General features: G+C 41.2%; 23 protein-coding genes and 1 pseudogene. 20 read left to right on the forward strand and 4 right to left on the reverse strand.

The window, feature by feature from the left end; translation table 11 throughout:
• The first annotated feature begins 146 nt into the window (after positions 1–146).
• From D8790_RS03520 to pyk, 3 genes are all read left to right on the forward strand, one after another.
• Positions 147–3,257, forward strand: coding sequence for a DNA polymerase III subunit alpha (locus tag D8790_RS03520; protein WP_125387622.1), 3,111 nt, complete (start codon positions 147–149; stop codon positions 3,255–3,257).
• Between the two features lie 84 nt (positions 3,258–3,341).
• Positions 3,342–4,352 (forward strand): 6-phosphofructokinase, encoded by a 1,011-nt coding sequence (pfkA, locus tag D8790_RS03525; protein WP_005590682.1) that lies wholly within the window; start codon positions 3,342–3,344, stop codon positions 4,350–4,352.
• 52 nt (positions 4,353–4,404) lie between these two features.
• Positions 4,405–5,910, forward strand: a complete 1,506-nt coding sequence (gene pyk / locus D8790_RS03530) for a pyruvate kinase (protein ID WP_125387623.1) — start codon at positions 4,405–4,407, stop codon at positions 5,908–5,910.
• A gap of 265 nt (positions 5,911–6,175) precedes the next feature.
• On the opposite strand, the gene D8790_RS03535 is transcribed toward pyk, so the two are convergent.
• Positions 6,176–6,556: a hypothetical protein gene (locus D8790_RS03535; protein WP_125387624.1), complete on the reverse strand. Its 381-nt coding sequence runs from the start codon at positions 6,554–6,556 to the stop codon at positions 6,176–6,178.
• Positions 6,557–6,912: 356 nt separating this feature from the next.
• Between D8790_RS03535 and cshA the strand changes: the two genes are divergently transcribed.
• From cshA to lacD, 10 genes are all read left to right on the forward strand, one after another.
• Complete coding sequence (gene cshA, locus D8790_RS03550; protein ID WP_125387626.1) at positions 6,913–8,487, forward strand: degradosome RNA helicase CshA; 1,575 nt, start codon at positions 6,913–6,915, stop codon at positions 8,485–8,487.
• A 283-nt stretch (positions 8,488–8,770) separates the two neighbouring features.
• Positions 8,771–9,517 (forward strand): DeoR/GlpR family DNA-binding transcription regulator, encoded by a 747-nt coding sequence (locus D8790_RS03555; protein ID WP_005590674.1) that lies wholly within the window; start codon positions 8,771–8,773, stop codon positions 9,515–9,517.
• 324 nt (positions 9,518–9,841) lie between these two features.
• Positions 9,842–10,318, forward strand: a complete 477-nt coding sequence (locus tag D8790_RS03560; protein ID WP_125387627.1) for a PTS sugar transporter subunit IIA — start codon at positions 9,842–9,844, stop codon at positions 10,316–10,318.
• A gap of 24 nt (positions 10,319–10,342) precedes the next feature.
• Positions 10,343–10,648: a PTS sugar transporter subunit IIB gene (locus tag D8790_RS03565; protein ID WP_125387628.1), complete on the forward strand. Its 306-nt coding sequence runs from the start codon at positions 10,343–10,345 to the stop codon at positions 10,646–10,648.
• 52 nt (positions 10,649–10,700) lie between these two features.
• Positions 10,701–12,176, forward strand: a complete 1,476-nt coding sequence (locus D8790_RS03570) for a PTS galactitol transporter subunit IIC (protein ID WP_125387629.1) — start codon at positions 10,701–10,703, stop codon at positions 12,174–12,176.
• 164 nt (positions 12,177–12,340) lie between these two features.
• A complete protein-coding gene (locus D8790_RS03575; RefSeq protein ID WP_125387630.1) occupies positions 12,341–13,237 on the forward strand; it encodes an aldose 1-epimerase family protein in 897 nt (298 codons plus the stop codon).
• A gap of 145 nt (positions 13,238–13,382) precedes the next feature.
• Positions 13,383–13,808, forward strand: coding sequence for a galactose-6-phosphate isomerase subunit LacA (gene lacA / locus D8790_RS03580; protein WP_125387631.1), 426 nt, complete (start codon positions 13,383–13,385; stop codon positions 13,806–13,808).
• A gap of 148 nt (positions 13,809–13,956) precedes the next feature.
• Positions 13,957–14,472: a galactose-6-phosphate isomerase subunit LacB gene (gene lacB, locus D8790_RS03585; protein ID WP_001216904.1), complete on the forward strand. Its 516-nt coding sequence runs from the start codon at positions 13,957–13,959 to the stop codon at positions 14,470–14,472.
• Between the two features lie 10 nt (positions 14,473–14,482).
• Positions 14,483–15,412, forward strand: a complete 930-nt coding sequence (locus D8790_RS03590; protein WP_125387632.1) for a tagatose-6-phosphate kinase — start codon at positions 14,483–14,485, stop codon at positions 15,410–15,412.
• A gap of 1 nt (position 15,413) precedes the next feature.
• Positions 15,414–16,394, forward strand: coding sequence for a tagatose-bisphosphate aldolase (lacD, locus tag D8790_RS03595; protein ID WP_125387633.1), 981 nt, complete (start codon positions 15,414–15,416; stop codon positions 16,392–16,394).
• Between the two features lie 39 nt (positions 16,395–16,433).
• Here lacD and D8790_RS03600 read toward each other — a convergent pair whose 3' ends face one another.
• From D8790_RS03600 to D8790_RS03610, 3 genes are all read right to left on the reverse strand, one after another.
• Positions 16,434–16,697 (reverse strand): GIY-YIG nuclease family protein, encoded by a 264-nt coding sequence (locus tag D8790_RS03600; protein WP_125387634.1) that lies wholly within the window; start codon positions 16,695–16,697, stop codon positions 16,434–16,436.
• Positions 16,687–17,433 carry a tRNA1(Val) (adenine(37)-N6)-methyltransferase gene (locus D8790_RS03605; protein ID WP_125387635.1) on the reverse strand — a complete coding sequence of 249 codons (747 nt, stop codon included), beginning with the start codon at positions 17,431–17,433 and terminating at the stop codon, positions 16,687–16,689. The genes D8790_RS03600 and D8790_RS03605 overlap by 11 nt, the downstream gene beginning before the upstream one ends.
• Before the next feature lie 92 nt (positions 17,434–17,525).
• Positions 17,526–19,865, reverse strand: coding sequence for a cation-translocating P-type ATPase (locus tag D8790_RS03610; protein ID WP_125387636.1), 2,340 nt, complete (start codon positions 19,863–19,865; stop codon positions 17,526–17,528).
• Positions 19,866–20,022: 157 nt separating this feature from the next.
• Between D8790_RS03610 and D8790_RS03615 the strand changes: the two genes are divergently transcribed.
• From D8790_RS03615 to D8790_RS10825, 7 genes and pseudogenes are all read left to right on the forward strand, one after another.
• Positions 20,023–20,763, forward strand: coding sequence for a lysophospholipid acyltransferase family protein (locus D8790_RS03615; RefSeq protein WP_015605402.1), 741 nt, complete (start codon positions 20,023–20,025; stop codon positions 20,761–20,763).
• Between the two features lie 127 nt (positions 20,764–20,890).
• Positions 20,891–21,586 carry a helix-hairpin-helix domain-containing protein gene (locus D8790_RS03620; protein ID WP_125387637.1) on the forward strand — a complete coding sequence of 232 codons (696 nt, stop codon included), beginning with the start codon at positions 20,891–20,893 and terminating at the stop codon, positions 21,584–21,586.
• A pseudogene (locus tag D8790_RS03625) lies at positions 21,567–23,243 on the forward strand (ComEC/Rec2 family competence protein); the annotation flags it as partial. The gene D8790_RS03620 and the pseudogene D8790_RS03625, both read left to right, overlap by 20 nt.
• A 131-nt stretch (positions 23,244–23,374) precedes the next feature.
• Entirely contained in the window at positions 23,375–24,010 is a 636-nt protein-coding gene (locus D8790_RS03630) for a CpXC domain-containing protein (protein ID WP_000207454.1), read from the forward strand.
• Between the two features lie 128 nt (positions 24,011–24,138).
• Positions 24,139–25,251 carry a recombinase family protein gene (locus D8790_RS03635; RefSeq protein ID WP_001842570.1) on the forward strand — a complete coding sequence of 371 codons (1,113 nt, stop codon included), beginning with the start codon at positions 24,139–24,141 and terminating at the stop codon, positions 25,249–25,251.
• 14 nt (positions 25,252–25,265) lie between these two features.
• Positions 25,266–25,682 carry a hypothetical protein gene (locus tag D8790_RS03640; protein ID WP_001211122.1) on the forward strand — a complete coding sequence of 139 codons (417 nt, stop codon included), beginning with the start codon at positions 25,266–25,268 and terminating at the stop codon, positions 25,680–25,682.
• A gap of 246 nt (positions 25,683–25,928) precedes the next feature.
• Positions 25,929–26,009 carry a DUF1643 domain-containing protein gene (locus D8790_RS10825; RefSeq protein WP_231840583.1) on the forward strand — a complete coding sequence of 27 codons (81 nt, stop codon included), beginning with the start codon at positions 25,929–25,931 and terminating at the stop codon, positions 26,007–26,009.
• Positions 26,010–26,298: the final 289 nt, after the last annotated feature.

Here is a 26,298-nt window from a genome sequence, read left to right on the forward strand (position 1 = left end):
TGATAGGAATAAAGAGGTCAGGAGTTAGCCAAGATTTGGCATAGATTTTCAGTAAAACGAAAAAATAAAGAAGTGAAAATATATTGTTTTCTGTCTTCTTTTTACTAGTAGGCATCATTTATCGTAGCTGTATCAAGGAGAATTTTGTGATTACACAACTAGATACCAAGACTGTTTATAGCTTTATGGATAGTTTAGTCTCTATCAAAAAATATGTTCAACGGTCCAAGGACTTGGGCTACAAAAGTCTAGGCATGATGGATGTGGACAATCTTTATGGGGCTTATCATTTTCTAGAGGAGGCAAAAGCGGCAGGACTTCAGCCCTTGCTAGGTCTAGAAATGGAAATTTATAAAGATGGAAATCCTCTCAATCTGAGACTGCTAGCCTTGGATAGTCAGGGGTATCGCAATTTGATGAAGATTTCGACTCTAAAAATGATGAATCGTCAAAATTGGGAAGACTTTCAACATCTTTTTAAAGGTTTGGCTCTGATTGTGCCAATCTTTGAGGGCGTGGATCAACTAGATCTTGGCTTAGACTTTTATGTTGGGGTCTTTCCAGATACGCCTAGGCAGGAATTGACTAGGCCAGTCCTGCCCTTACATACGGTTCGTTATTTTGAGCAAGGAGACTTGGAGACTTTGCAGATGTTGAGGGCGATTCGGGATAATATCAGCTTGCGAGAGGTCGGCCATCTGTCAAACCATGAATTTTTATTAGCGCCAGCCTCTTTAGAAGAAGCCTTTGCTGAAAACTTTCCAGAGAGTTTGCCCAACTTGGAGCAATTGATAGCTGATGTTCACTATGAAATCAACACTGACTTGAAACTTCCGCGCTTCAATCCTGAGCGTCCTGCTGTGGAGGAGCTGCGGGAGTTAGCTGAGGCGGGATTAGCCAAGCGGGGGCTTGCAGGAACAGCCTATCAAGCAAGGCTGGATCAGGAGCTAGATGTCATTCATCAGATGGGCTTTGATGATTATTTCCTTATTGTCTGGGATTTGCTGCGCTTTGGCCGCAGTCAAGGTTATTACATGGGGATGGGACGTGGCTCTGCAGTTGGCAGTTTAGTAGCCTATGCTTTGGAAATTACAGGCATTGACCCAGTAGAAAAGAACCTGCTGTTTGAACGTTTCCTAAACCTAGAACGCTATACCATGCCCGATATTGATATTGATATTCCCGATGTGTATCGGCCGGAGTTTATCCGCTATGTCCGGGATCGTTATGGTAGCATGCATGCGGCCCAGATTGTGACCTACTCAACCTTTGGGGCTAAGCAGGCTATCCGAGATGTTTTTAAGCGCTTTGGTTTGCCAGAGTACGAGCTGACCAATATGACCAAAAAAATCGGCTTTCGAGACAACTTAACCACTGCTTATGAGCGAAATATAGCTTTTCGTCAGATTATCAATAGCAAACTAGAATATCAGAAGGCCTTTGAAATTGCCAAAAAAATCGAAGGAAATCCACGCCAGACCTCAATCCATGCGGCAGGTGTCGTTATGAGCGATGATGATTTGACCAATCAGATTCCCTTAAAATATGGGGAAGACATGTATATCACCCAGTACGATGCCCACGGTGTCGAAAGCAATGGACTGCTTAAGATGGACTTTCTGGGCCTGCGCAATTTAACCTTTGTCCAGCGGATGAAAGAAGCAGCTCTAGACAAATACGGAGTTGATATTGATATTGCTGGTATTGACTTGGAGGACGAGGAAACTCTGCGCCTTTTTGCAGCGGGTAATACCAAGGGTATTTTCCAGTTTGAACAAGCGGGTGCCATCAGTCTTTTGAAAAGAGTCCAACCTGTAAAGTTTGAGGAAGTAGTAGCTACCACCTCTCTCAATCGTCCTGGAGCAAGTGATTATATTGATAACTTTGTTAAGCGCAAGCATGGTCGCGAGCGCGTGGAGATGATTGATCCGAGCTTGGAGGATATCTTGGCTCCAACTTATGGCATCATGCTTTACCAAGAGCAGGTCATGCAGGTCGCCCAGCGTTTTGGTGGTTTTAGTCTGGGGAAGGCCGATATTTTACGGCGAGCAATGGGCAAGAAAAATGCTGCTGGAATGCATAAAATGGAGGAAGAATTTGTCAGGGGAGCTGTCAGATTGGGGCACTCAGAGACCAAGGCCAAGGAAGTCTTTGCGGTCATGGAGAAATTTGCCGGCTATGGCTTCAACCGTAGCCACGCCTATGCTTACTCGGCCCTAGCTTTTCAGCTGGCTTATTTCAAGGCTCATTATCCAGACATCTTCTTTGATGTTATGCTCAACTACTCGAGCTCGGATTATATCACGGATGCACTCGGCTTTGGCTTTGAGCTAGCTCCCTTGACCATCCACAACATTCCCTATAAAGATAAGTTTCAGGATCGAAAAATCTATCTTGGCCTGAAAAATATCAAGGGCTTGCCAAGAGATTTTGCATTCTGGATCATAGAAGAGCGTCAAAAGAATCCCTTCAGCAGTGTGGAAGATTTTATCTTACGCCTGCCGCAGAGTTATCATAAATTGCCACTTTTAAGTCCTTTGGTGCAATTAGGGCTCTTTGATGTTTTTGAGCCCAATCGCCAGAAGATTTTGCACAATTTACCGAATCTTTTTGTCTTTGCGGATGAGCTGGGGAGTTTATTTGCTGATACTAGCTATTCATGGACGGATGCCGAGGATTTTACTGCTGCAGAAAAGTTTGAGCAGGAGCAAGCCCTGATTGGAATTGGGCTTAGTGACCATCCACTCATTAGCCTAGCCAAGAAAGCCGATCGTTCTTTTGTCTGGATTGAAGAGTTGGCGGAAAATAGTAAGGCGACCATTCTAGTTGAAGTCCAGTCTATCAAGGTTATTCGCACAAAAAATGGTGAAAACATGGCCTTTATGCAAGTGACGGATACCAAGAAAAAGTTAGATGTTACTTTATTCCCTGAAGTTTATCGCCGCTTTGCTCAACTAATCCAAGAAAAAGGCTATTACTATCTGACTGGAAAAATTCAGGAGAGGGATGGCCGACTACAGATGGTTCTAGCAGAGGTGGAGAAAGCAAGCTCAGAACGCTTTTGGATCCAATTGGCTGACTCTAGTCACGACAGGCATATTGCGGAGATCCTGCAGCGATACCCTGGGGATATTCCCGTGGTGCTACGCTATGAGAATGACAAGAAAACGGTTCCTGCATCAGGCTTTCAAGTTCAAAAATCAGACCAACTTCAAGCTGAACTAGAAAATTACAGCATGAAAACGGTTTTTCGGTAAAAAATCAGGAAAATAAGAGAATTTTTATTCTGATTGTGGTATAATCTATAAGAATGTTAAAAAGATAAAGGAGCACATTACGAAATGAAACGTATTGCTGTTTTGACCAGTGGTGGAGATGCCCCTGGTATGAATGCTGCTATTCGTGCAGTCGTTCGTAAAGCAATTTCCGAAGGAATGGAAGTTTATGGGATTTATGGCGGCTACGCTGGAATGGTTGCTGGTGATATTTATCCACTTGATGCGACTTCAGTTGGAGACATTATTTCTCGTGGAGGAACTTTCCTTCATTCAGCACGCTACCCTGAGTTTGCAAAACTTGAAGGGCAATTAAAGGGAATCGAACAACTGAAGAAACACGGTATTGAAGGTGTAGTTGTTATCGGTGGAGATGGTTCTTACCATGGTGCGATGCGCTTAACAGAGCATGGCTTCCCAGCTGTTGGTGTACCTGGAACTATTGACAATGACATTGTCGGAACAGATTTCACTATCGGTTTTGATACTGCTGTTACAACTGCAATGGATGCGATCGACAAGATCCGTGATACATCATCCAGTCACCGTCGTACTTTCGTTGTTGAAGTAATGGGACGTAACGCTGGAGATATCGCACTGTGGGCAGGTATTGCTACAGGTGCAGATGAAATTATCATTCCTGAAGAAGGCTTCAAGATTGAAGATATCGTTGCCAGCATCAAACGTGGCTATGAAAAAGGTAAGAAGCATAATATCATTGTTCTTGCTGAAGGTGTTATGTCAGCAGATGAGTTTGGTAAAAAGCTGAAAGAAGCTGGTGATACTAGCGATCTCCGTGTGACTGAACTTGGTCACATCCAACGTGGTGGTTCACCAACTGCTCGCGACCGTGTATTGGCTTCTCGTATGGGAGCGCATGCCGTTAAACTACTTAAAGAAGGTATCGGTGGTGTTGCCGTAGGTATCCGTAATGAAAAAATGGTGGAAAGCCCAATCTTGGGAACTGCTGAGGAAGGTGCACTCTTTAGCCTGACTGCAGACGGCAAAATCGTTGTCAACAATCCACACAAAGCTGATATCGGCTTAGCAGAGCTCAATCGCAGCATTAATATTTAATTGGTCAATCAGGGGCGAAGTCCCCAAATAGTAGAAGGAGTTTCTTAATATCATGAACAAACGCGTAAAAATCGTTGCAACTTTAGGTCCTGCGGTAGAAATCCGTGGCGGTAAAAAATTCGGTGAAGACGGATACTGGGGTGAAAAACTGGACGTTGAAGCTTCAGCTCAAAATATTGCAAAATTGATTGAAGCAGGAGCAAACACTTTCCGTTTCAACTTCTCACACGGTGACCATCAAGAACAAGGTGAGCGTATGGCAACTGTTAAACGTGCGGAAGAAATCGCTGGTAAAAAAGTTGGTTTCCTTCTTGACACTAAAGGTCCAGAAATCCGTACAGAACTGTTCGAAGGTGACGCAAAAGAGTACTCATACAAAACTGGTGAAAAAATCCGTGTTGCAACTAAACAAGGTATCAAATCTACTCGTGAAGTAATTGCCTTGAACGTTGCTGGCGGATTGGACATCTACGATGATGTTGAAGTAGGTCGTCAAGTATTGGTTGACGATGGTAAACTTGGTCTTCGCGTTGTAGAAAAAGACGATGCAAGCCGTGAATTTGTAGTTGAAGTTGAAAATGACGGTGTTATCGCTAAACAAAAAGGTGTAAACATCCCTAACACTAAAATTCCTTTCCCAGCTCTTGCTGAGCGCGATAACGATGATATCCGTTTCGGTCTTGAACAAGGTATCAACTTCATCGCGATTTCATTTGTACGTACTGCAAAAGACGTCAACGAAGTTCGTGCAATCTGTGAAGAAACTGGTAACGGACATGTTCAATTGTTCGCTAAAATCGAAAACCAACAAGGTATCGACAACTTGGATGAAATCATTGAAGCTGCTGACGGTATCATGATCGCTCGTGGTGACATGGGTATCGAAGTACCATTCGAAATGGTTCCAGTTTACCAAAAAATGATCATTACTAAAGTCAATGCAGCTGGTAAAGTTGTTATCACAGCAACAAACATGCTTGAAACAATGACTGAAAAACCACGTGCAACTCGTTCAGAAGTATCAGACGTATTTAACGCTGTTATCGATGGAACTGACGCTACAATGCTTTCAGGTGAGTCTGCAAACGGTAAATACCCACTTGAGTCAGTAACTACAATGGCTACAATCGACAAGAACGCTCAAACTCTTCTTAACGAATACGGACGTTTGAACTCAGATACTTTTGAACGTAACTCTAAGACAGAAGTTATGGCTTCAGCTGTTAAAGATGCTACTAACTCAATGAATATCAAATTGATTGTTACTTTGACTAAGACTGGTCACACTGCTCGTTTAATCTCTAAATACCGTCCAAATGCTGATATCTTGGCATTGACATTTGACGAATTGACAGAACGTGGCTTGATGTTGAACTGGGGTGTTATCCCAATGTTGACAGAAGCACCTTCATCAACTGATGATATGTTCGAAATTGCTGAACGTAAAGCAGTTGAAGCAGGTCTTGTTGAGTCTGGTGACGATATCGTTATCGTTGCAGGTGTACCACTTGGTGAAGCTGTTCGTACAAACACAATGCGTATCCGTACAGTACGTTAATTTATTTCATAGTATGCAAAAACCGATAGATCCATTCTATCGGTTTATTTTTTGTTCTAGAATTTTTAATTGATTTCGTAATTGTGAAAACTTCAAAATAAGAATATTAACATTTTGCATATCAAAAAGGAGAAGAACCTTATAATCTTCTCCAGATTTTATATTTTCTTCAATTGACCACAATTTATAAGGAATAAAAAACAATAGTGTAACTATGATAATTATGGATTATCGTTACACTATTAGTTAGGAGATACTCTATATATCAATTTTTTTCTTTTCTAGATTCTAATACCCAACCGATGATCCAGCAGCAGACTAGCAGGTAATTTTCAATACAGCCCAGTAGATTGGCTTGATTCGTCTTTTCCAGATAGCCTAGCAGATGGTTGGTACCAAAGCACAGTCCACCCAGAATCAGTGCTAGCAGGGTCATACGTAGATAAAACCAATCATACTTTATGTTAGCGGCAATGACTAAAGGAAGAATAGCCAGATTCCAGAAACCAATTTCTCGCTGCCAGTAGGGAGCTAGACCATAGATGGACTCATTGCCCAAGAGCTGGGGCTGGAATATCTGGATCATAGCAGCGCCCAGCATAGCTAAGATTAGTAAAATGAAAACCACTCGTAAAAATTTATTCATACCTATCTCCTTTCTTCTTTGTAGATTATAATGTTTTTGAAAATGATTTTCAAGTTTTCATTTTTTACAAAAGAATCTCTAATAAAATATTTTACAAGCAAGTCCTATCTTTTTAGGTGCTTTTGTGGTATACTAGATTAGTTGCAGAAATACAGTTTTTCTATTCAGTGGGAGCTAGCGACCGAGTCGGCGCTTTTTTAGTGCCTGGACTTGAGAGCCCATATTTATGAAGAGAAGAGCGAATACTCTCAAAAAATCGAGATTTAGCAAGCGACAAGTACTTGGTATGTTTCGATAGTTGAGTATCAAAAGCTTTATAAGGTGGCTTCGCACCGCCTTTAGAAAGAAGAAGAACATTGAAATTTAATGAATTACATTTATCTACTGAATTGCTAGCAGAGATTGAAAAAGCTGGTTTTGTAGAAGCAAGCCCTATTCAAGAGCAGACCATTCCACTTGCCATGGCAGGTAAGGATGTCATTGGTCAGGCCCAGACAGGAACAGGAAAGACAGCAGCTTTTGGTTTTCCAACGCTGGAAAAGATTGATACTGATAATCCTGCTGTGCAGGCGTTGGTTATCGCTCCGACCCGTGAATTGGCTGTTCAGAGTCAGGAAGAGCTGTTCCGTTTTGGCCGCAGCAAGGGAGTCAAAGTGCGTTCTGTCTACGGTGGCTCCAGCATTGAAAAGCAAATTAAAGCCCTCAAATCAGGTGCTCATATCGTCGTAGGAACACCTGGTCGTCTCTTGGATTTGATTAAGCGCAAGGCGCTTAAGCTGAATCAGATTGAAACTTTGATCTTGGACGAAGCGGATGAAATGCTTAATATGGGCTTTTTGGAAGACATTGAGTCTATCATTTCCCGTGTGCCAGAAGATCGTCAGACCTTGCTTTTTTCAGCGACCATGCCAGATGCTATTAAGCGTATCGGTGTGCAGTTTATGAAGGAGCCTGAGCATGTCAAGATTGCTGCTAAAGAGTTGACGACAGAGCTGGTGGACCAGTATTATATCCGTGTCAAGGAAAATGAAAAATTTGATACCATGACTCGCTTGATGGATGTGGAGCAGCCTGAGCTATCAATCGTCTTTGGTCGGACCAAGCGCCGGGTGGATGAGCTGACTCGTGGCCTGAAAATCCGCGGTTTCCGAGCAGAGGGGATCCATGGTGATTTGGACCAAGGCAAGCGCCTCCGCGTCCTCCGCGACTTTAAAAACGGCAATCTGGATGTCTTGGTTGCGACAGATGTGGCTGCCCGTGGTTTAGATATTTCTGGTGTGACCCATGTCTACAACTACGATATTCCTCAGGATCCAGAAAGCTATGTTCACCGGATTGGTCGGACTGGTCGTGCTGGTAAGTCAGGTCAGTCTATCACGTTCGTAGCGCCAAATGAAATGGGCTATCTGCAGATTATCGAAAATCTGACCAAGAAGCGTATGAAAGGCCTTAAGCCAGCGACTGCGGAAGAAGCTTTCCAAGCTAAGAAAAGAGTTGCCCTTAAGAAGATTAAACGCGATTTTGCGGACGAAAGCATCCGTTCTAACTTTGAGAAATTCAGTAAGGATGCCCGCAAGCTGGCAGCAGAATTCAGCCCAGAGGAGCTGGCCATGTATATCCTCAGCCTGACGGTACAGGATCCAGATACTCTTCCTGAAGTAGAAATTGCCCGTGAAAAACCATTGCCATTTAAGCCATCTGGTGGCGGCTTTGGCGGAAAAGGTAAGAGTGGTCGAGGCAATGGCCGTCGAGGTGACCAAGGTCGTGATCGTCGTGGGAGAAGTGAGGACCGAGATGGTGGCCGTCGTGACTTTAAACGTAAGTCAAACAAGAACAGTCGTGATTTCGAAAGCAGAGGGAACAAGCGTCCGCACCGTACTTCCAGCGAAAAGAAAACCGGATTTATTATCCGTAATAAAGGCGATAAATAAACAGAAAATCCGATGTCATTAGACATTGGATTTTTTGATTGAGGAGAATCTAGATATCTTTCATGATTTGTTTGAAAAAGGCACAATGAAAACGCATAATCAAACAATAATCTATTTTTTTGAAAAAAAGTATACATTTTTTTGTTTATATGAGAAAATTGTAGTATAATGATATAAGTAATGGTGCATGGACATTAAGGTGATTTGAAGTGTCTAAGGAACCTGACAAGAAAAATAGACTTTGTGAGAAGTCTCTAGACATCAACCACAAGGAGGATTGTACATGAAGGAAAGTCGTCATAAAGTGATCTTACAAGAGCTGGACCAGACGGGAGTTGTGTCTGTAAAGAACCTGAAGGAATTGCTGAATGTAACAGATATGACCATTCGGCGAGATTTGATTGATCTTGAGAAGCAAGGACTTTTGATTCGGGTGCATGGTGGAGCTCATAAAAAAGTGAAAGATAGCTTGAATGAAGCTTCGCATTCTGAAAAAACGATGTTAAATATCGAAGAAAAGAAGCTGATCGCTAAGAAATGTGCTGATTTGATTGCTGAAGGAGATACAGTTTTTATCGGATCGGGTACTACAACGGATTTTATCGGCGATTATTTAGAGGGGAAAAATATCAGTATTGTAACCAATTCACTCCCTATTTTCGAAAAATTGAAGGATTACCCTAATTTTGATTTGATTTTGATCGGAGGACGCTATCGGGTCAAGACCCAGACTTTTGTGGGGCAGTTTGCCAATAAACTTTTACGAGAAATCAAGGTATCAAAGGCCTTTATTGGAGTGAACGGAATCGATGGTCACAATGTGACGACTGCTAATGAGGAAGAGGGGAATGGAAATGCCATTATTCTCAACAATGCAATTGAAAAATACATTGTTGCAGATAATAGCAAATTTGATAGCTATTCTTTCTATAGTTTTTACCGTTTGGACAATATTGATGCGATTGTAACGGATGACCATATCTCTCCGAAAGTGAGAGCAAAATATAGTTCTTACACCAAGGTTCTCTGATTTGAACGCGTTGTCATGAATGTTAATTTAAGATTCTGAAAGCTGCGAATTTCGCAGCTTTTATTTCGTGTTTCAAATGAATTGCATTTAACAGTGGATGCAAAGTTCCTGTATATCAACTTAGACTTGCTAAGGATATTTTTATGACTCGTGTTATTCTTCAGCCATGCAGAATGACGAAATGTTCTATTTTCATATGAACATTAAATTTTTAAGTTATTAGATAAATAAACAAAAAATAACAAAATAAACTATTGACAGCGCTATCATATAATGATATAATTAATTAAACGAACAAAAAGAAACAAAAGGAGAGATGATAAAATGGCGCTTGCCCAATTATTTGATGAAAATCTAGTGTTTTGTTTACATGCGGAAAATCAAGAAGATCTTTTTCATCAAGTAGCTGATTTGTTAGAAGAAAGAGAAGTTGTAACTTCTTCTTATCGAAACGCTTTACTTGAAAGAGAAAAGGCGTTTCCAACTGGATTGGATATGGAATTTTTAGGCAAGGACTTGCCGAATGTTGCCATACCTCATACGGACATCGCGCATAACTTGACTGAAAATGTGGTAGTTGTCAAGCTGAATCAGCCAGTAACCTTCCACAATATGATTTCTCCTACGCAAACAGTTGAAGTGTCTCTCTTGTTCTTTATTATCAACAACTCTAGCTCAAGCCAGACCAATATCTTAGCTCAGTTGATGGATTTCTTCACTAGCGAAGGAAATCTAGCTGGTTTAGCTTCTTTGAACTCAAAAGAAGAGTTGTTCCAATATATTTCAAAAGTTATTAAATAAATAAATAAATCGGAGGATTTTATTATGATTAAAATTTTAGCAGCCTGCGGAGCAGGGGTAAACTCAAGTCACCAAATTAAGAGTGCTCTTGAGGAAGAGTTGTCAAACCGCGGTTATAATGTACATTGTGATGCCGTGATGGTTAAGGATGTCAATGAAGATCTAATGCAAGGTTATGATATCTTCACGCCAATCGCTGCAACAGATCTTGGTTTTGAACCAGGAATTCCAGTTATCGAAGCTGGACCAATTTTGTTCCGTATTCCTGCAATGAGCGCTCCAGTCTTTGACAATATTGAAGCAGCAATTAAAGAGCACGGACTAAGTTAATCTATTCTTTATCTTGTTAACATTCATATAACAAAAAAAGGGAGGAATTATTATGGATGTCATTATTGACCTAGCCAATAAGATTTTCAAGCCAGTCTTGGAAATGGGTGGTCCTATCATCATGCTGATCATCTTGACAGTATTGGCCTTACTATTTGGAGTGAAATTCTCCAAAGCGCTTGAAGGTGGTATCAAACTTGCCATCGCTCTTACTGGTATCGGTGCCATCATCGGTATGCTAAACGGAGCTTTCTCAGCATCACTTGCTAAATTCGTTGAAAACACTGGTATCCAGTTGAATATCACAGACGTTGGTTGGGCACCACTTGCAACCATTACTTGGGGCTCTCCATGGACCCTATACTTCTTGCTCATCATGCTCATTGTCAATGTTGTGATGTTAGCTATAAAGAAAACAGATACATTGGACGTGGATATCTTTGATATCTGGCACTTGTCAATTACTGGCTTGCTCATCAAATGGTATGCAGATAAGAGCCATGTAAGTCCTGCTGTGTCACTCTTGATTGCAACTTTAGCAGTTGTCTTGGTTGGTGTCTTAAAGATTATCAACTCTGACTTGATGAAACCAACTTTTGATGATTTGTTGAATGCGCCAAGTTCATCACCAATGACTTCAACTCACATGAACTACATGATGAACCCTGTTATCATGGTTTTGGATAAGATTTTTGACAAATTCTTCCCTGGGTTGGACAAATATGACTTTGATGCTGCCGCTTTGAACAAGAAAATTGGTTTCTGGGGATCTAAATTCTTCATCGGTTTCCTTCTTGGTGTAGTTATCGGTATCATGGGAACTCCGCACCCAGTGTCTGACGTTGCCGAAGCAGCAAAATGGTCACTTGTTATCAAAGGATGGTTGTCTCTTGGTTTGACTGCCGGTGTCTGCTTGGAGCTCTTCTCACTTATCGGATCATGGTTTATCGCAGCCGTTGAACCACTTTCACAAGGTATTACTAACGTAGCAACAAAACGTCTTCAAGGACGTAAATTTAACATCGGTCTTGACTGGCCATTTATCGCTGGTCGTGCAGAAATCTGGGCCTGCGCTAACGTGCTTGCACCAATCATGTTGATTGAAGCAGTTCTGCTTTCTAATGTAGGAAACGGTATCTTGCCATTGGCTGGTATCATCGCCATGGGTGTGACACCTGCCCTTCTGGTTGTTACTCGTGGTAAATTGCTTCGTATGATTGTCTTTGGAACTCTCTTGTTACCACTCTTCCTTTTATCAGGTACACTCATTGCACCATTTGCAACAGAACTTGCTAAAGGTGTGGGTGCTTTCCCTGAAGGAGTTAGCCAAACTCAATTGATTACTCACTCAACACTTGAAGGACCAATCGAAAAACTTTTGGGTTGGACTATTGGTAATACTACTACAGGTGATATTAAAGCTATCATTGGTGCTATTGTCTTCCTTGGTGCTTATATTGGAATCTTTGCTTGGTACAGAAAGCAAATGATCAAACGGAATGCAGAATATGCAGCAAAAGCAAAATAATATCCGTTAACTATTGTTAAATATTGTAAGACTAGGGAAGCTAGATTGTCCATTTCCAAATGGGAATGTTGATAATCTAGCTTTTCCTATGTAATGAATAGAAAAGGCTAAGCAGAGAGAAGTCAGAAGCCTGCCTTTTTCTCTGAAGTAGAGAGGAGATTTGGATGGTGATCGCGCTAGAAAATGATGAATTAACAGTGCAGTTTAAGCAATTGGGAGGAGCGCTTTCTTCAATTAAGGATAAAGATGGCGTGGAATACCTCTGGCAGGGTGATGCGACCTATTGGAGTGGTCAAGCTCCAGTTCTTTTCCCCATTTGTGGGAGTTTGCGTAATGACACTGCTCACTATGTATTAAAAGATGATCAAGAAGCGAGTGGAGTTATTTCTCGGCATGGGCTCGTTCGCAAGAAAGAATTTGAATTGGTTGAACAAACGGATACGAGTGTGACTTTTGCTATTGAGGACACAGAGGAAATGTTTCAAAACTATCCTTATCATTTCCGCTTATCGATTCGCTATAGCTTGACTGGCAAGAAGCTTCGTACCCAGTATATCGTAGAAAATCTGGGAGATAGTGAGGTCATGCCTTACTTTATCGGAGGCCATCCAGGCTTCAACTGTCCTTTACTCGATGATGAAAAGTATGAAGATTACTATTTGGAGTTTGAAGAGGAAGAAACTTGCAGCGTTCCTCTCTCTTATCCTGAAACTGGTATGTTAAACTTTCTCGAACGTACAAGCTTCTTAAATCATCAAAAAGAACTAGATTTGGACTATGATATCTTTGCTAAAGATGCAGTGACCCTTGATGAGCTAAAATCGCGGACTGTTGCTCTTCGTTCTCGGAATCATGATAAAGGGTTACGTTTGGAATTTCAAGAATTTCCAAATCTAATTATCTGGTCAACTATTAACAAAGGACCATTTATAGCCTTGGAACCTTGGTCAGGCTTGTCGACCTCGTTAGAAGAGGAGGATTATTTAGAAAGCAAGAAAAATGTCCGTCTACTCCCAGCAGGGGAAAAAGAAGAAATTGGATTTGATATTACTATTTTTTAAAGAATAATTTTAAAAATGTTCAAAAACAAACATATAATGTTGACATCGAACATAAAATGTTGTATTATAAACTTGTAAATTAAATAACGTTTAATGTTTTAAAACATTTTAGTTCATTATATAGAAAATTAAAGGAGGACTTAATATGTCTATTATCATTGGTGCAGATGCTGCAGGTCTGAGATTGAAAGAAGTTGTGAAAGACTNCTTGGAAAAAGAAAACTTCCACGTAGTGGATGTTACGGCTGAAGGTCAAGACTTTGTTGATGTGACTCTTGCTGTTGCTGCAGAAGTAAACAAAGAAGAACAAAACCTTGGTATCGTGATTGATGCCTATGGTGCTGGTCCGTTCATGGTTGCAACTAAGATTAAAGGAATGGTTGCTGCAGAAGTTTCAGACGAACGTTCAGCTTATATGACTCGTGGACACAACAACTCACGTATGATCACTATGGGAGCAGAAACAGTTGGTGACGAATTGGCTAAAAACATTGCTAAAGGTTTTGTTAATGGTAAATACGACGGTGGTCGTCACCAAATTCGTGTCGATATGTTGAACAAAATGTGCTAATACTCTTCAAAAATCAAGATAATCTGTCGTCAGCTCCCTTTAGCTAACTTCAGTTATGCTCGCAGCTCGCTTCCTAAGCTAATCTTGATTTTTCTTGAGTAAGGATAAATGATATGAGATTTATATAATTAATCGGAGGGAATAACTAATGAGAATTGCAATTGGATGTGACCACATCGTAACAGATGAAAAAATGGCGGTTTCAGAATTTTTGAAATCAAAAGGACATGAAGTCATTGACTTTGGTACTTACGATCATGCTCGTACTCACTACCCAATCTTTGGTAAAAAAGTTGGTGAAGCCGTTACAAGCGGTCAAGCTGATCTTGGGGTATGTATCTGTGGTACTGGTGTTGGTATCAATAACGCCGTAAATAAAGTTCCAGGAGTTCGTTCTGCCTTGGTTCGTGATATGACAACAGCACTCTATGCTAAAGAACAACTCAACGCCAACGTTATCGGTTTCGGTGGTAAAATCACTGGCGAATTGCTTATGTGCGATATCATCGAAGCTTTCATCAATGCTGAATACAAACCATCTGAAGAAAATAAAAAATTGATTGCTAAAATTGAGCACGTTGAAACTCACAATGCTCATCAAGCAGATGCAAACTTCTTTACAGAATTCCTTGAAAAATGGGATCGCGGTGAATACCACGACTAAGAGGTGGCTCATGATTTTAACAGTCACAATGAATCCATCCATTGATATTTCTTATCCTTTGGATGAATTGAAAATTGACACTGTCAACCGTGTGGTGGATGTGACCAAGACAGCTGGTGGTAAAGGTCTCAATGTTACACGAGTTCTTTCAGAATTTGGTGATTCTGTTGCTGCTACTGGTTTAGTTGGGGGTAAACTTGGTGAGTTTTTAGTAGAGCATATCGATGATAAAGTAACGAAAGATTTCTTCTCCATTCAAGGAGAGACTCGTAACTGTATCGCTATCCTACACGGAGACAACCAAACAGAAATTCTTGAGAAAGGGCCCGAAGTTCTGGAACAAGAAGGTCAAGATTTCTTGGCTCATTTCGAGAATCTCCTTGACACTGTGGAAGTAGTTGCTATCTCTGGTAGTCTTCCAGCAGGTCTTCCAGTTGATTACTATGCTAGCTTGGTAGAACTTGCAAATCGCGCGGGAAAACCAGTTGTTTTGGATTGCTCAGGTGCAGCACTTCAGGCGGTTCTTGAATCACCACATAAACCAACAGTTATTAAACCAAATAACGAAGAATTGTCTCAGCTTCTTGGCAGAGAAATTTCTAAAGACTTGGATGAATTAAAAGAAGTCCTTCAAGAGTCTTTATTTGCGGGGATTGAGTGGATTATCGTTTCACTTGGTGCCAATGGTGCCTTTGCCAAACATGGTGATACATTCTATAAGGTAGATATTCCAAGAATTCAGGTAGTCAATCCTGTCGGATCTGGAGATTCTACTGTTGCAGGGATTTCATCAGGACTTCTTCATAAGGAAACTGATCAAGAACTCCTCATCAAGGCAAATGTCCTTGGTATGCTTAATGCTCAAGAAAAAATGACAGGTCATGTCAATATGGCCAACTATCAAGCTCTATATGATCAATTAATAGTAAAAGAGGTATAAAATGGCTTTAACAGAACAAAAACGCAAATATTTGGAAAAACTTTCTGACGAGAACGGCATCATCTCAGCTCTTGCCTTTGACCAACGTGGTGCTTTGAAACGCCTCATGGCTCAATACCAAACAGAAGAGCCAACAGTTGCTCAAATGGAAGAACTCAAAGTCTTGGTTGCAGATGAATTGACAAAATACGCATCATCTATGCTTCTCGACCCTGAGTATGGACTTCCAGCTACAAAAGCGCTTGATGCCAATGCTGGTCTTCTCCTTGCTTATGAGAAAACTGGCTACGACACAACAAGCACTAAACGCTTGCCTGACTGCTTGGATGTTTGGTCTGCCAAACGCATCAAAGAACAAGGTGCAGACGCTGTCAAATTCTTGCTTTACTATGATGTAGACAGTTCTGACGAACTCAACCAACAAAAACAAGCCTACATCGAACGCATCGGTTCTGAGTGTGTGGCGGAAGATATTCCTTTCTTCCTTGAAATCCTCGCTTACGATGAAAAAATCGCTGATGCTGGCTCTGCTGAATACGCTAAAGTAAAACCACACAAGGTTATCGGTGCTATGAAGGTCTTCTCAGACCCACGCTTCAACATCGATGTCTTGAAAGTGGAAGTCCCAGTCAATGTTAAATACGTTGAAGGTTTTGGCGATGGTGAAATCGTTCATACGCGTGAAGAAGCAGCAGCCTTCTTCAAGGCACAAGACGAAGCAACTAACCTTCCTTACATCTACTTGAGTGCAGGTGTGTCAGCTAAACTCTTCCAAGAAACACTTGTCTTTGCCCACGAATCAGGCGCGAATTTCAACGGCGTTCTTTGTGGACGTGCAACCTGGGCAGGATCAGTTGAAGCCTACATCAAAGACGGTGAGGCAGCAGCTCGTGAATGGCTTCGCACAACTGGATTTGAGAACATTGACGAACTCAATAAAGTTCTTCAAACAACAGCGACTTCATGGAAAAAACGCATCTAATTTAATCTTGAATATAGAACTCAAAAAACGTAGTAAGTTTCAGGACTTACTACGTTTTTCTTCTATATAAGCTAGTTTTTCAGCTCGTTTCTTCTTTTTGAAATGGGCTTCAGCCGACATGGCTGCAGATTTGTCGGGATGTTCCTCTTGATAGATGAGTGTGACGGGCAATCGGGCGCGAGTGTACTTGGCTCCTTTTCCAGACTGATGTGTTTTGAGGCGAGCTTCTACATCAGTTGTATAGCCTGTATAGAGGGTACCGTCTCCGCATTTAAGGACATACATATAGGCTTTATTTTCCATAGTAAATCTCTTGAATCTCTGGTGTATAGCTGCCGTCTTGCTCGTGGATAAAGAGAGGCGGGAGGATTTTCAGGCCGTCTGGTGAACCATCTTTGATAGCCTCGATTAAGAGCATATTTGCTTCTCTCCCCTGCTTGGGATAGACAAACTGGATGCGCTTGGGCGCTAGATTATGGTTTTTCATAGTTTCTAAAATATCCAAAAAGCGATCTGGCCGATGAACCATAGCTAAGCGGCCATTGGACTTGAGAACTCGCTGGGCAATCGTGCAAATTTCTTCTAAATTGGTAGCAACTTCGTGACGCGCTAGCAGATAATGCTCACTGCCGTTAAGATTGGAATGTTCATCTACCTTGAAATAGGGGGGATTACAGAGAATGATGTCAACCTTACTGCCAGATATATGAGCACCTAGATTTTTCAAGTCGTCATGGATGACCTGCATCTGTTGAGTAAGGTGATTTAATTCAATGGAACGCTGGGCCATATCGGCTAAACGTTCCTGAATTTCCACCGCTAGAATCTGGGCCCGAGTCCGTGTGCTAGCAAAGAGACCAACAGCACCGTTTCCAGCGCAGAGATCAACGATGAGCCCTCGTTTGGGTAATTTTGGAAAGCGAGAAAGCAGGACACTATCGACTGAATAGCTAAAGACCTCGCTATTTTGAATGATTTTAATATCAGTGGAAAAGAGCTGATTAACTCTTTCTCCAGCTTTTAATTTTGCTTCTGTCATACCAACATTATAGCATGATTAAGTACTATTCCAAAGAAGAAAGAGAAATTTTATAGGAAAAAACACCTGACAGAAACAGTCAGGTGCGAATTTTAGTTGAATTCATATTTTTGCTTGATGGTACAAGCGATGAAAATTCCGATAAAGAAAACCATGAGAATCAGATAGACTGGCAAGGTTGCGGCTGTCAGCGTTGCAATTTCCAAAAGGTGCTGCAGGACAAAGGCGGATAGATAGAAGCCTACGACTGAAAAAATGATCAGAAGAGCGCGCCAGAGGTTGAGTGGTAGGCAGACCCGGATGACGGACAGGAAGCTTATGCTGCCTAGTAAGTAGTAGGTCAGTGTTGCCATTTCAATGTCGCTCCAGCCATGGCTGCTGCCCCAGATACGGACAAATAGCACACTGAAGATAATCATGAGGGAACTTGGCAGAGCTAGCTGCAGGGAGCGTTTGAGGAAGTGCTTTTCAACCGGCTTAATATTGCGCTCAAAGGTGAGGACAAAGGGTGGGAAGCCTTCAACAAACTGGTCAATCAGGGTGATTTGAATCGGAATGAATGGGAAAATCAAGAGGTATTCTGGCTTGCCTAGCAGGATACTGGCGATACAGATGATAGCCAGGATGAAGGAATAAATGGTCTTGATGAAGAAAATCGGAGCAATCCGGCCGATATTGTTAACGACTCGGCGGCCTTCAAAAAGAATCTCAGGGACATCGTTAAAGTCGGAGTTCAGAAGGACCAAGTTGGCAATTTGCCGAGTTGCAGGGTCGCCCTCCGCCATGACGATGGAACAGTCAGCTTCACGTAAGGCCAAGATATCATTAACCCCATCTCCCGTCATGGCTGTTGTCCGACCGGCGGCCTTAAGAGTTTGGATGAGCAGCTTCTTCTGATGAGGAGAAACTCGGCCGAAGATGGCTGTTTCTTCTGCTTGCTCAACCAGTTCTTGATCGCTGATTTTAGAGCAGTCGATGTAGCTGCCGTAGTTGGCAAATCCAGCCTGGCTCGCGATATGCGAAACGGTCACAGGATTGTCACCAGAGATGATTTTCAGATCAACATCCTGAGAACGCAGATAGTCCAGTGTCTCAGCCGCTCCCTCCCGAATAGGGTCGGTGATTTCCAGAACAGCTAAAGCGGTCATATCTTCAGGCAGTTGGATACTGTGTTTGTCTAGCACTTGGTCGCTGTGAGCCAGCACCAAAACCCGAGATCCGCGTTTTTGAGCCTCTCCAACCGCTGCAGGATTGCTGTCCAGCAGCATTTCTGGTGCCCCCAAAAAGATAGTTCCGACACTTGATAAATGCATAGCGCCCCATTTTCGGTCGCTAGAAAATGGAATAACATTGTCGCTAGTATAGGTGTGCTCTAAATGGCCGTAGCCCTTGCGGATAGCCTGGGCTGTTGGGTTATTATCCTCACTGGTTTGGATGTAGGCTGCTAAGATTTGACCGACTGTCTCATTAGAAAACTTATCTGACAGGCTATGCAAGGCTTCAACAGTCATCTTACCTTGGGTAATTGTCCCGGTCTTGTCCAGGCAGAGAGTGTCCACCCGAGCCAGAGTCTCAACAGAATACATTTCCTGAACAAGAACCTTGCGCATACCTAGCTTGATGACAGCTGTCAGGAGTGACGTGACTGTCAGCAGAGCGATTCCTTTAGGTAGCATACCCAAAAGGGCTGTCGAGCTGGTAATGACAGAGTTTTTGACAGGCAATCCCTTTATCATCAGGGCTTCAAAGAAGAGAGCCATTCCGAAAGGAATGATAATTTTTCCGGTAAAGCGGGAAATTTTCCCAAGATTGTAAAGAATGCGGGAGTTGATCGGCTTGAGAGTTTTAGCTTCAGTCATGAGCTTGTTGGCATAGTTGTCTGCGCCGACATGGTGCACCTCAGCATAGATCTGCCCACTGGCCAGAAAGCTACCAGACAGCAGCTCAGCGCCTTCTTCCTTGAGAACCAGGTCACTCTCCCCTGTCAGCATGGCTTCATTGGCCTCGGCAACACCCTCTACTACATGGGCATCGCTGGGAATTTGCTCGCCGGCTGACAGCTTGATCAGATCGCCCAGTACAATTTCTTCTGGCTGAATTTTGACTTCCTGGCCGTCGCGGATGACTGTGACCAGCTCTCGGCTGACCAGATTGAGCTTGTCAATCATGTGTTTGGCTTGTAGTTCCGTAATAATACCAGTGACGGCGTTAAAGCTGATTACTGCGAAGAAGACCAGATTGCTCCAGGCTTGGACAGAGACCAAGGCTACAGCAATAACAAAGTTAAGAGCATTAAAAAGGGTGAAAACATTCCGCTTAACGATTTGCCAGTTACTAGTACTGGTGTCACTTGTAAAATCGTTGGTCAAGCCCTGCGAAATCTTTTCATCTACTTGGGTTTGGTTTAAACCGATTAATTCTTTCTTGTTCATGAGATTAATGATACCATTTTTTTATGGAAATGGCTATCCGAATCAGCTGTTACAGCCAAAGTTTGGAAAAATATTGCAGACTATAATAGGATAGGGTATAATGAGAAAGGATGTAATCAATTTCAAGTACAATCACAATTTGAAATAAGGAGAGTTTATGTTTTATACTTATTTGCGAGGTTTAGTGATTTTTATCCTCTGGGCTTTAAACGGCAATGCCCATTACCATAACAAAGAAAAGATTCCTTCACAAGATGAAAACTATATCTTAGTAGCCCCTCACCGAACATGGTGGGATCCAGTTTATATGGCTTTTGCGACCAAGCCCAAGCAATTCATTTTCATGGCTAAGAAACAGCTCTTTGAAAATCGCGTGTTCGGCTGGTGGATTCGCATGTGTGGTGCCTTTCCTATCGACCGGGAAAATCCTGGCCCGTCAGCTATCAAGTATCCAGTCAATATGCTGAAAAAGAGCAATCGTTCCCTGATTATGTTCCCGAGCGGCAGCCGCCATTCTACGGATGTCAAGGGAGGAGTGGCAGTGATTGCTAAGATGGCTAAGGTCCGTATCATGCCTGTAGTCTATGCTGGTCCCATGAGCCTCAAAGGTTTGGCAGCTGGGGAGCGCGTGGATATGAACTTCGGCAATCCAATTGATATTTCTGATATCAAAAAGATGAACGATGAAGGAGTTGAGGAAGTGGCTCGTCGGATTCAGGCAGAGTTTGACCGCTTGGATGCTGAAGTAGCGCCCTACCAGACAGGTAAAAAACCAAATATCTTCTGGCGGATTTTACGAGCACTGGCCTTTATTCCAGCCGCTTTGATTGGTATTCTAACTTTCATTTTTAGTTTCCTTGCAAGCTTTGTCTGGGATCCAGATAAGCATAGAAAATAATGCTAACTGCTTTTAGATTTTTATCTAAAGGCTGTTTTAGTTTTTTCTTATTTAAATTTGAAACGATGTTTCAGATTTTTATATTTTCCCTTTTCTTTTACGAATATAAAGATAAAGGAGAAAAATTATGTTTGAAGAAATAGTTGAAAAATTAAAGGAATACAAGATTTTTGTTGGACTTTCTTTGATAGGAGTCGTCTTGGCTGGCTTTTTCTTGCTGAAGGACAACGCTCAGCCACAGAATCAGGTCAGCGCACTGGCTCAGGAAGTGGTGACATCAGCTTCATCTGAAACCAATGCAGAAAAAAGAAGTGCGAATCAAGAAAAAATCGATTCAGAAAAAGATATGGATTCAGAGGAATCTGAGAAAGAAGTAACAGTTGATGTCAAAGGAGCTGTCAAAAATCCAGGAGTTTATCAGTTGCAGGCAGGAGCGCGTGTGCACGATGCCCTACAAAAAGCAGGTGGACTATTGCCAGATGCCGAGTCAAAATCCATCAACCAAGCACAAAAATTAACAGATGAGGCAGTTGTCTATGTAGCTAAAGTCGGTGAGGAAGGAGCAGATGTGACGCAAACTAGTCAGACGCCAGCTGGAAATGGGGGAACAGAAAAAGGAAAGTCTGGCTTGGTCAATCTCAATACGGCGACCGAGGCTGAACTTCAGACAGTTTCAGGCATCGGTCAAAAGAAAGCGCAAGACATCATTGCTTATCGGGAAGCCAATGGTAAGTTTAAGTCAGTAGATGAGCTGAAAAATGTTTCAGGAATCGGTGCAAAAACCTTAGAAAAGTTAAAAGACTATGTCACAGTGGATAAATAAATTTCCTATCAAATCCATCTATTTTTGTCTTTTGCTGGTGCTGGCCTACTTTGCGATTTACACTAGTAGTCTGCCAGCTTATCTAGGTTTGGCAGTCCTCCTTGTTCGGCTCTTTTGGCTTTATTCGACTAGAAATAGTCTGCTTGTTTTGGTGTTCTTGAGTCTCTTTGCAGGATTTTTCCTATTTCAGAGAGAAATGGCAAATCAAGCCTTTCAAGATGAACCGGAAACTATTTCTGCCATTGTGATCAAGCCAGATACAATTAAAGTCAATGGCGATTCGCTTTCTTTTCGTGGTTATTCCAATGGTCGAACTTATCAGGCCTTTTATAAAATCCAGTCAGAAAAGGAAAAGATCGCTTTTCAAAAGCTGAGCGATCAACTCCTTTTGGAGATTGATGGAGAGCTTAGTTTAGCAGAAGACCAACGCAATTTTTCAGGTTTTGACTATCGGGCTTATCTAAAAACGCAAGGGATTTACAGGATTTTGAAAATCAATCAAATCAAGTCCAGTCAACATTTTAGCAGTCTTAATCCTTGGGACTGGCTGTCGGTCTGGCGGAGAAAAGCCTTAGTTTACATCAAAGAAAACTTTCCTAGCCCCATGAGCCACTATATGACTGGACTTTTGTTTGGTGATTTGGACACAGATTTTGCTGAGATGAATGAACTTTATTCCAGTCTGGGGATTATCCATCTCTTTGCCCTATCTGGCATGCAGGTCGGCTATTTCATGGATGGTTTTCGCAGGCTTCTCCTCAAATCTGGCTTGAAAAGAGAAACCGTCGATTGGATTCAGTTGCCCTTTTCCTTTATCTATGCGGGTTTGACGGGCTTTTCAGTATCAGTCGTGAGGAGTTTAGTACAAAAGCTGCTCTCACAGTATGGTGTGACTAAACTGGACAACTTTGCTTTAACGATCATGCTCCTAGCCATTTTCATGCCCAATTTTCTATTGACGACGGGTGGCGTTCTTTCCTGTGCCTATGCTTTTGTCATTTCGGTCATGGATTTTGAGCATTTACCTCCCGTGCAAAAGGTGCTGGCAGAAAGTCTGACTATTTCACTGGGAATTTTGCCGATTCTGATTTTCTATTTTTCAGAGTTTCAGCCTTGGTCTATTCTGCTGACCTTTCTATTCTCAGTTGTTTTTGATCTTTTTATGCTTCCAGCCCTGACCTTTATTTTTGCCCTATCACCTCTTTTGAAAATCACTCAGGTCAATGTCTTATTTGAACTGTTGGAAGGGCTAATCCGTTGGACGGCCTCTATCTCTTCTCGACCAGTGGTTTTTGGCCAGCCATCTATCTGGATGATGCTAGGTCTGCTTGTCATTCTAGGCATGCTCTATGATTTTCGCAGTCAGAAGAGAGTTTTGCTCCTTCTCAGCCTGACTCTTGCTCTGCTATTTTTCCTCACTAAGCATCCCTTGCAAAATGAAATCACCGTCATCGATATTGGGCAGGGAGATAGCATTTTCTTACGTGATTGGCGGGGGAAATCTGTTTTGATTGATGTGGGTGGTCGAGTGGAGATTGGCAAAAAAGAAGTATGGCAGAAGCGGGTTTCTTCGACAAATGCAGAAAAGACCTTGATTCCCTATCTGAAAAGTCGGGGAGTGAGCCGCTTGGATGTGTTGGTTCTTACCCACACCGAAGTGTGAGTTCTAAAATTGATACAATACAATTTAACTTTTTTTTGAAAAAAATTCCAAAATTTATTTTGCATTGCGAATATAATAAGTGAGAGCAAGTTGCTTACTTAATAATGATGAAGAGGAAAATTAGAATGACAACAATTTTTTTAACAAGAACAAGCTGCAGCAATTGTGGAAAACAAAGTACATTTGAAAGATTTGATAGGGTTTATGCGGCGAAGACTCCTGAGATTATTTCTGCTATTTTAGACTGGGATTTCTTTAAGTTTACTTGCCATAACTGTAACCACAAGGTGCTAATTGATTACCCAACAGTCGTAGTAGATGAAGAACAAAAAACAATTATTCAGTATTGTGCAGATGGTAATGTTGATGTACTTTCAATGCAAATATGCTCTTTGATTTCAGAGGGTGTCAATCTCAGTGAGTATAGAATTCGAGTAGTTTCGGATATAGAGTCTTTCGTTGAGAAGGTACAGATTGTTTCAGTAGGGTATGATGATAGAGCAATTGAGCTTATGAAGTATATGAATAGTCCTCTTGAGGATGGTGATATTCAGTTTAACTATGAACATATGGTTTTCACCAAGGTTGGACATGAAAACTATCAATTTATGTTTATTAATAACCAGATTGCAGTAGCATCTCTCGACTTTTCTCAAGAACAATATGAGTACTACCTTGCTGATGTTGAAGACCTAGAAACTAACACATATTACATAGACTCTAGATGGGCGGAATCATTCTTTCGTACCAGTTTGGCATAAAATTCAAAATCTATTTATAAGTATAAATGGCCTGATTTTTGGTTAGGTCATTTTTTATCTTCTAATTTAGAAAAACGTAGTTAATATATATAATTATTATGTAGATTTCTAGAAAGGAGGTAAAACCAATGGTAAGACGGAATTCTAAAATTACCCGTCAACAGAAGAAAATTCGAGATGCATTTGTATCTGAGAGAACTGTTGAAATTATTCCTGCAAAGCGAGAGTTCACTGATGTTAAAACTAAGAAGTTACGTGTTGCTGCATATTGTCGAGTAAGTACTTTTGACGAATCTCAGTCAGGTAGTTTTGAACTTCAAAAACAAACCTATACTGAAAGAATCAATAGTAATCCTGATTGGATAATGGCTGGAATCTATGCTGACCAAGGTGCATCAGGAACATCAATCAAACGACGTGAACAATTCCAACAGATGCTTCATGATTGTAGATGTGGGAAGATTGACTTGATAATCGTTAAGAGTGTTAGCAGGTTTGCTCGTAATCAGCTAGATTTCATTAGTATTTACCGAGAGTTGAAGGCACTATCCCCTCCAGTTGGAATATATATCGAAGATATAAATTTGAATACACTTGATACGAATAGTGAATTCATTCTTGGTATTATGGCCATAGTAGCTCAAGGTGAGAGTGAACAAAAAAGTGCGTCAATTACATGGTCTGTCATTGAACGCTTTAAAAGAGGGATACCAATGATTCCTACCCATAACCTTCTTGGGTATACGAAAGACCAGTATGGTCGAGTAGTGATAGATGAGACAGAAGCAAAAATTGTTCGCCTAATATATGATTCGTACATCGAAGGTATGACTGCAAGTGAGATTGCCTCTACTTTAATGACCAATCATATACCAACAGTTACTGGTTTGGAGCGTTGGACAAGTTTAGCTGTTTATAATATTCTCAGAAACGAGAAATATAAAGGCGAAATCATCATGCAGAAGACATATACTGTTGATTGTTTTAGTCATAAAACACGGAAAAATAATGGTGAAAAGCCAAAATATCGATTAAAAAATGGAATTCCCTCTATCATACCAGAATCAAGATGGGATTTAGTACAAGAATTACTCAAGCAACCTAGAAGAAAATCGAAATCTACTTCTGAGATATTTGTACCTAAACTCTACATCAAGAAACTCAAATCTGGTAAGTTGAGGGATTTTGTTGTACTTGATCCTAGTTGGAAATCGGAAGACATTCACGAAGTTTTTAAATAAGAAAGAGGTAAATTATGCGTTTTAAAGATTTTAATCTTGAAGTTGTTAATGTTGAACGTTACTCATCAGATTATAGCATGACGGTGAACAAGAACTTTGTTACATTTAGTAAAGGAATTGTCCAAGCTTTAGAATACCCAGCACATGTACTGGTTGCCTTTAATAAGGATACAAAGGTAATGGGTATACAAGTTTGTCGTGCAAAAACTAGGGGAGCATTTTCTTTTTCAAAACCTGTTGGGGAGCAAAAAGGTATTGTTCAGGTAGGTCATAAAACTTTAAAAGAAACACTCTTAACAATCATGAGTGAATGGAAATCTGATAAGCGTTATAGAGTAGAGGGGATTCACATTCCTGAAGATAAAGCTTTTGTTTTTGAATTGAAGGACTTTGATGAACTATCTGATTTTCGTAAAAACGACAATAGATAGTAAGGAACGAAGATAAAAATTATTGGTAGGAGTACAACTATTGTATTCCTGCCATTTTCATATCCTTGCAAGGGGGTTCATGTTAAAATATACTGTAGGAGGTAACTCTATGAACGATAAAGTTACAAAAGTCAGACTAGCCTATCCTTTGGGAGAAGACCTAATCTATGTATTCCTGAAAAATATAATGCCTACCGTAGATTCCTACTGGGATGCTTAGGAACGAATCCACTCGTGGCTATATGTATGAATCCCTCAGCAGCTAATGAGGACTATAGCGATCGTACAATCAACCGAATTCTAAATGCTAGTAAAAAAATTATATGAAGATAAGCTCACCGTTGAATTCAAGTCAGGGATTGAGATTGACGAAGAGATATAGAATATTAACCGCAATTTAAGGGCTAACCCCCTTTGGCGGTTTTTAATGGATTTTTTTAATTTATAAGTTGCTTAAAATGACTTATTATGTTAAAATATATGATAATCCAAATAAGAATTTAGGAGGAACCGAAACTATGACAGCCTCAATGCGTTTAAGATAAGCTGGCAATAAGAAAAGCAGAATCTATACCCGATGATAGGCTTTTTTGTTGTGCTTATTTATACGATATTG

The sequence above is a fragment of the Streptococcus cristatus genome (assembly GCF_003943535.1).
Taxonomy (GTDB): domain Bacteria; phylum Bacillota; class Bacilli; order Lactobacillales; family Streptococcaceae; genus Streptococcus; species Streptococcus cristatus_L.

Coding starts and splice junctions, on each gene's coding strand:
- D8790_RS03535 (WP_125387624.1), bottom strand. CDS start 6,556: ATGAATAAATTTTTACGAGTGGTTTTCATTTTACTAATCTTAGCTATG.
- pfkA (WP_005590682.1), top strand. CDS start 3,342: ATGAAACGTATTGCTGTTTTGACCAGTGGTGGAGATGCCCCTGGTATG.
- D8790_RS03605 (WP_125387635.1), bottom strand. CDS start 17,433: ATGACAGAAGCAAAATTAAAAGCTGGAGAAAGAGTTAATCAGCTCTTT.
- D8790_RS03570 (WP_125387629.1), top strand. CDS start 10,701: ATGGATGTCATTATTGACCTAGCCAATAAGATTTTCAAGCCAGTCTTG.
- D8790_RS10825 (WP_231840583.1), top strand. CDS start 25,929: ATGAATCCCTCAGCAGCTAATGAGGACTATAGCGATCGTACAATCAAC.
- D8790_RS03615 (WP_015605402.1), top strand. CDS start 20,023: ATGTTTTATACTTATTTGCGAGGTTTAGTGATTTTTATCCTCTGGGCT.
- D8790_RS03635 (WP_001842570.1), top strand. CDS start 24,139: ATGGTAAGACGGAATTCTAAAATTACCCGTCAACAGAAGAAAATTCGA.
- D8790_RS03600 (WP_125387634.1), bottom strand. CDS start 16,697: ATGGAAAATAAAGCCTATATGTATGTCCTTAAATGCGGAGACGGTACC.
- D8790_RS03565 (WP_125387628.1), top strand. CDS start 10,343: ATGATTAAAATTTTAGCAGCCTGCGGAGCAGGGGTAAACTCAAGTCAC.
- D8790_RS03640 (WP_001211122.1), top strand. CDS start 25,266: ATGCGTTTTAAAGATTTTAATCTTGAAGTTGTTAATGTTGAACGTTAC.
- D8790_RS03590 (WP_125387632.1), top strand. CDS start 14,483: ATGATTTTAACAGTCACAATGAATCCATCCATTGATATTTCTTATCCT.
- lacB (WP_001216904.1), top strand. CDS start 13,957: ATGAGAATTGCAATTGGATGTGACCACATCGTAACAGATGAAAAAATG.
- D8790_RS03630 (WP_000207454.1), top strand. CDS start 23,375: ATGACAACAATTTTTTTAACAAGAACAAGCTGCAGCAATTGTGGAAAA.
- D8790_RS03555 (WP_005590674.1), top strand. CDS start 8,771: ATGAAGGAAAGTCGTCATAAAGTGATCTTACAAGAGCTGGACCAGACG.
- D8790_RS03610 (WP_125387636.1), bottom strand. CDS start 19,865: ATGAACAAGAAAGAATTAATCGGTTTAAACCAAACCCAAGTAGATGAA.
- D8790_RS03620 (WP_125387637.1), top strand. CDS start 20,891: ATGTTTGAAGAAATAGTTGAAAAATTAAAGGAATACAAGATTTTTGTT.
- D8790_RS03575 (WP_125387630.1), top strand. CDS start 12,341: ATGGTGATCGCGCTAGAAAATGATGAATTAACAGTGCAGTTTAAGCAA.
- lacD (WP_125387633.1), top strand. CDS start 15,414: ATGGCTTTAACAGAACAAAAACGCAAATATTTGGAAAAACTTTCTGAC.
- D8790_RS03560 (WP_125387627.1), top strand. CDS start 9,842: ATGGCGCTTGCCCAATTATTTGATGAAAATCTAGTGTTTTGTTTACAT.
- pyk (WP_125387623.1), top strand. CDS start 4,405: ATGAACAAACGCGTAAAAATCGTTGCAACTTTAGGTCCTGCGGTAGAA.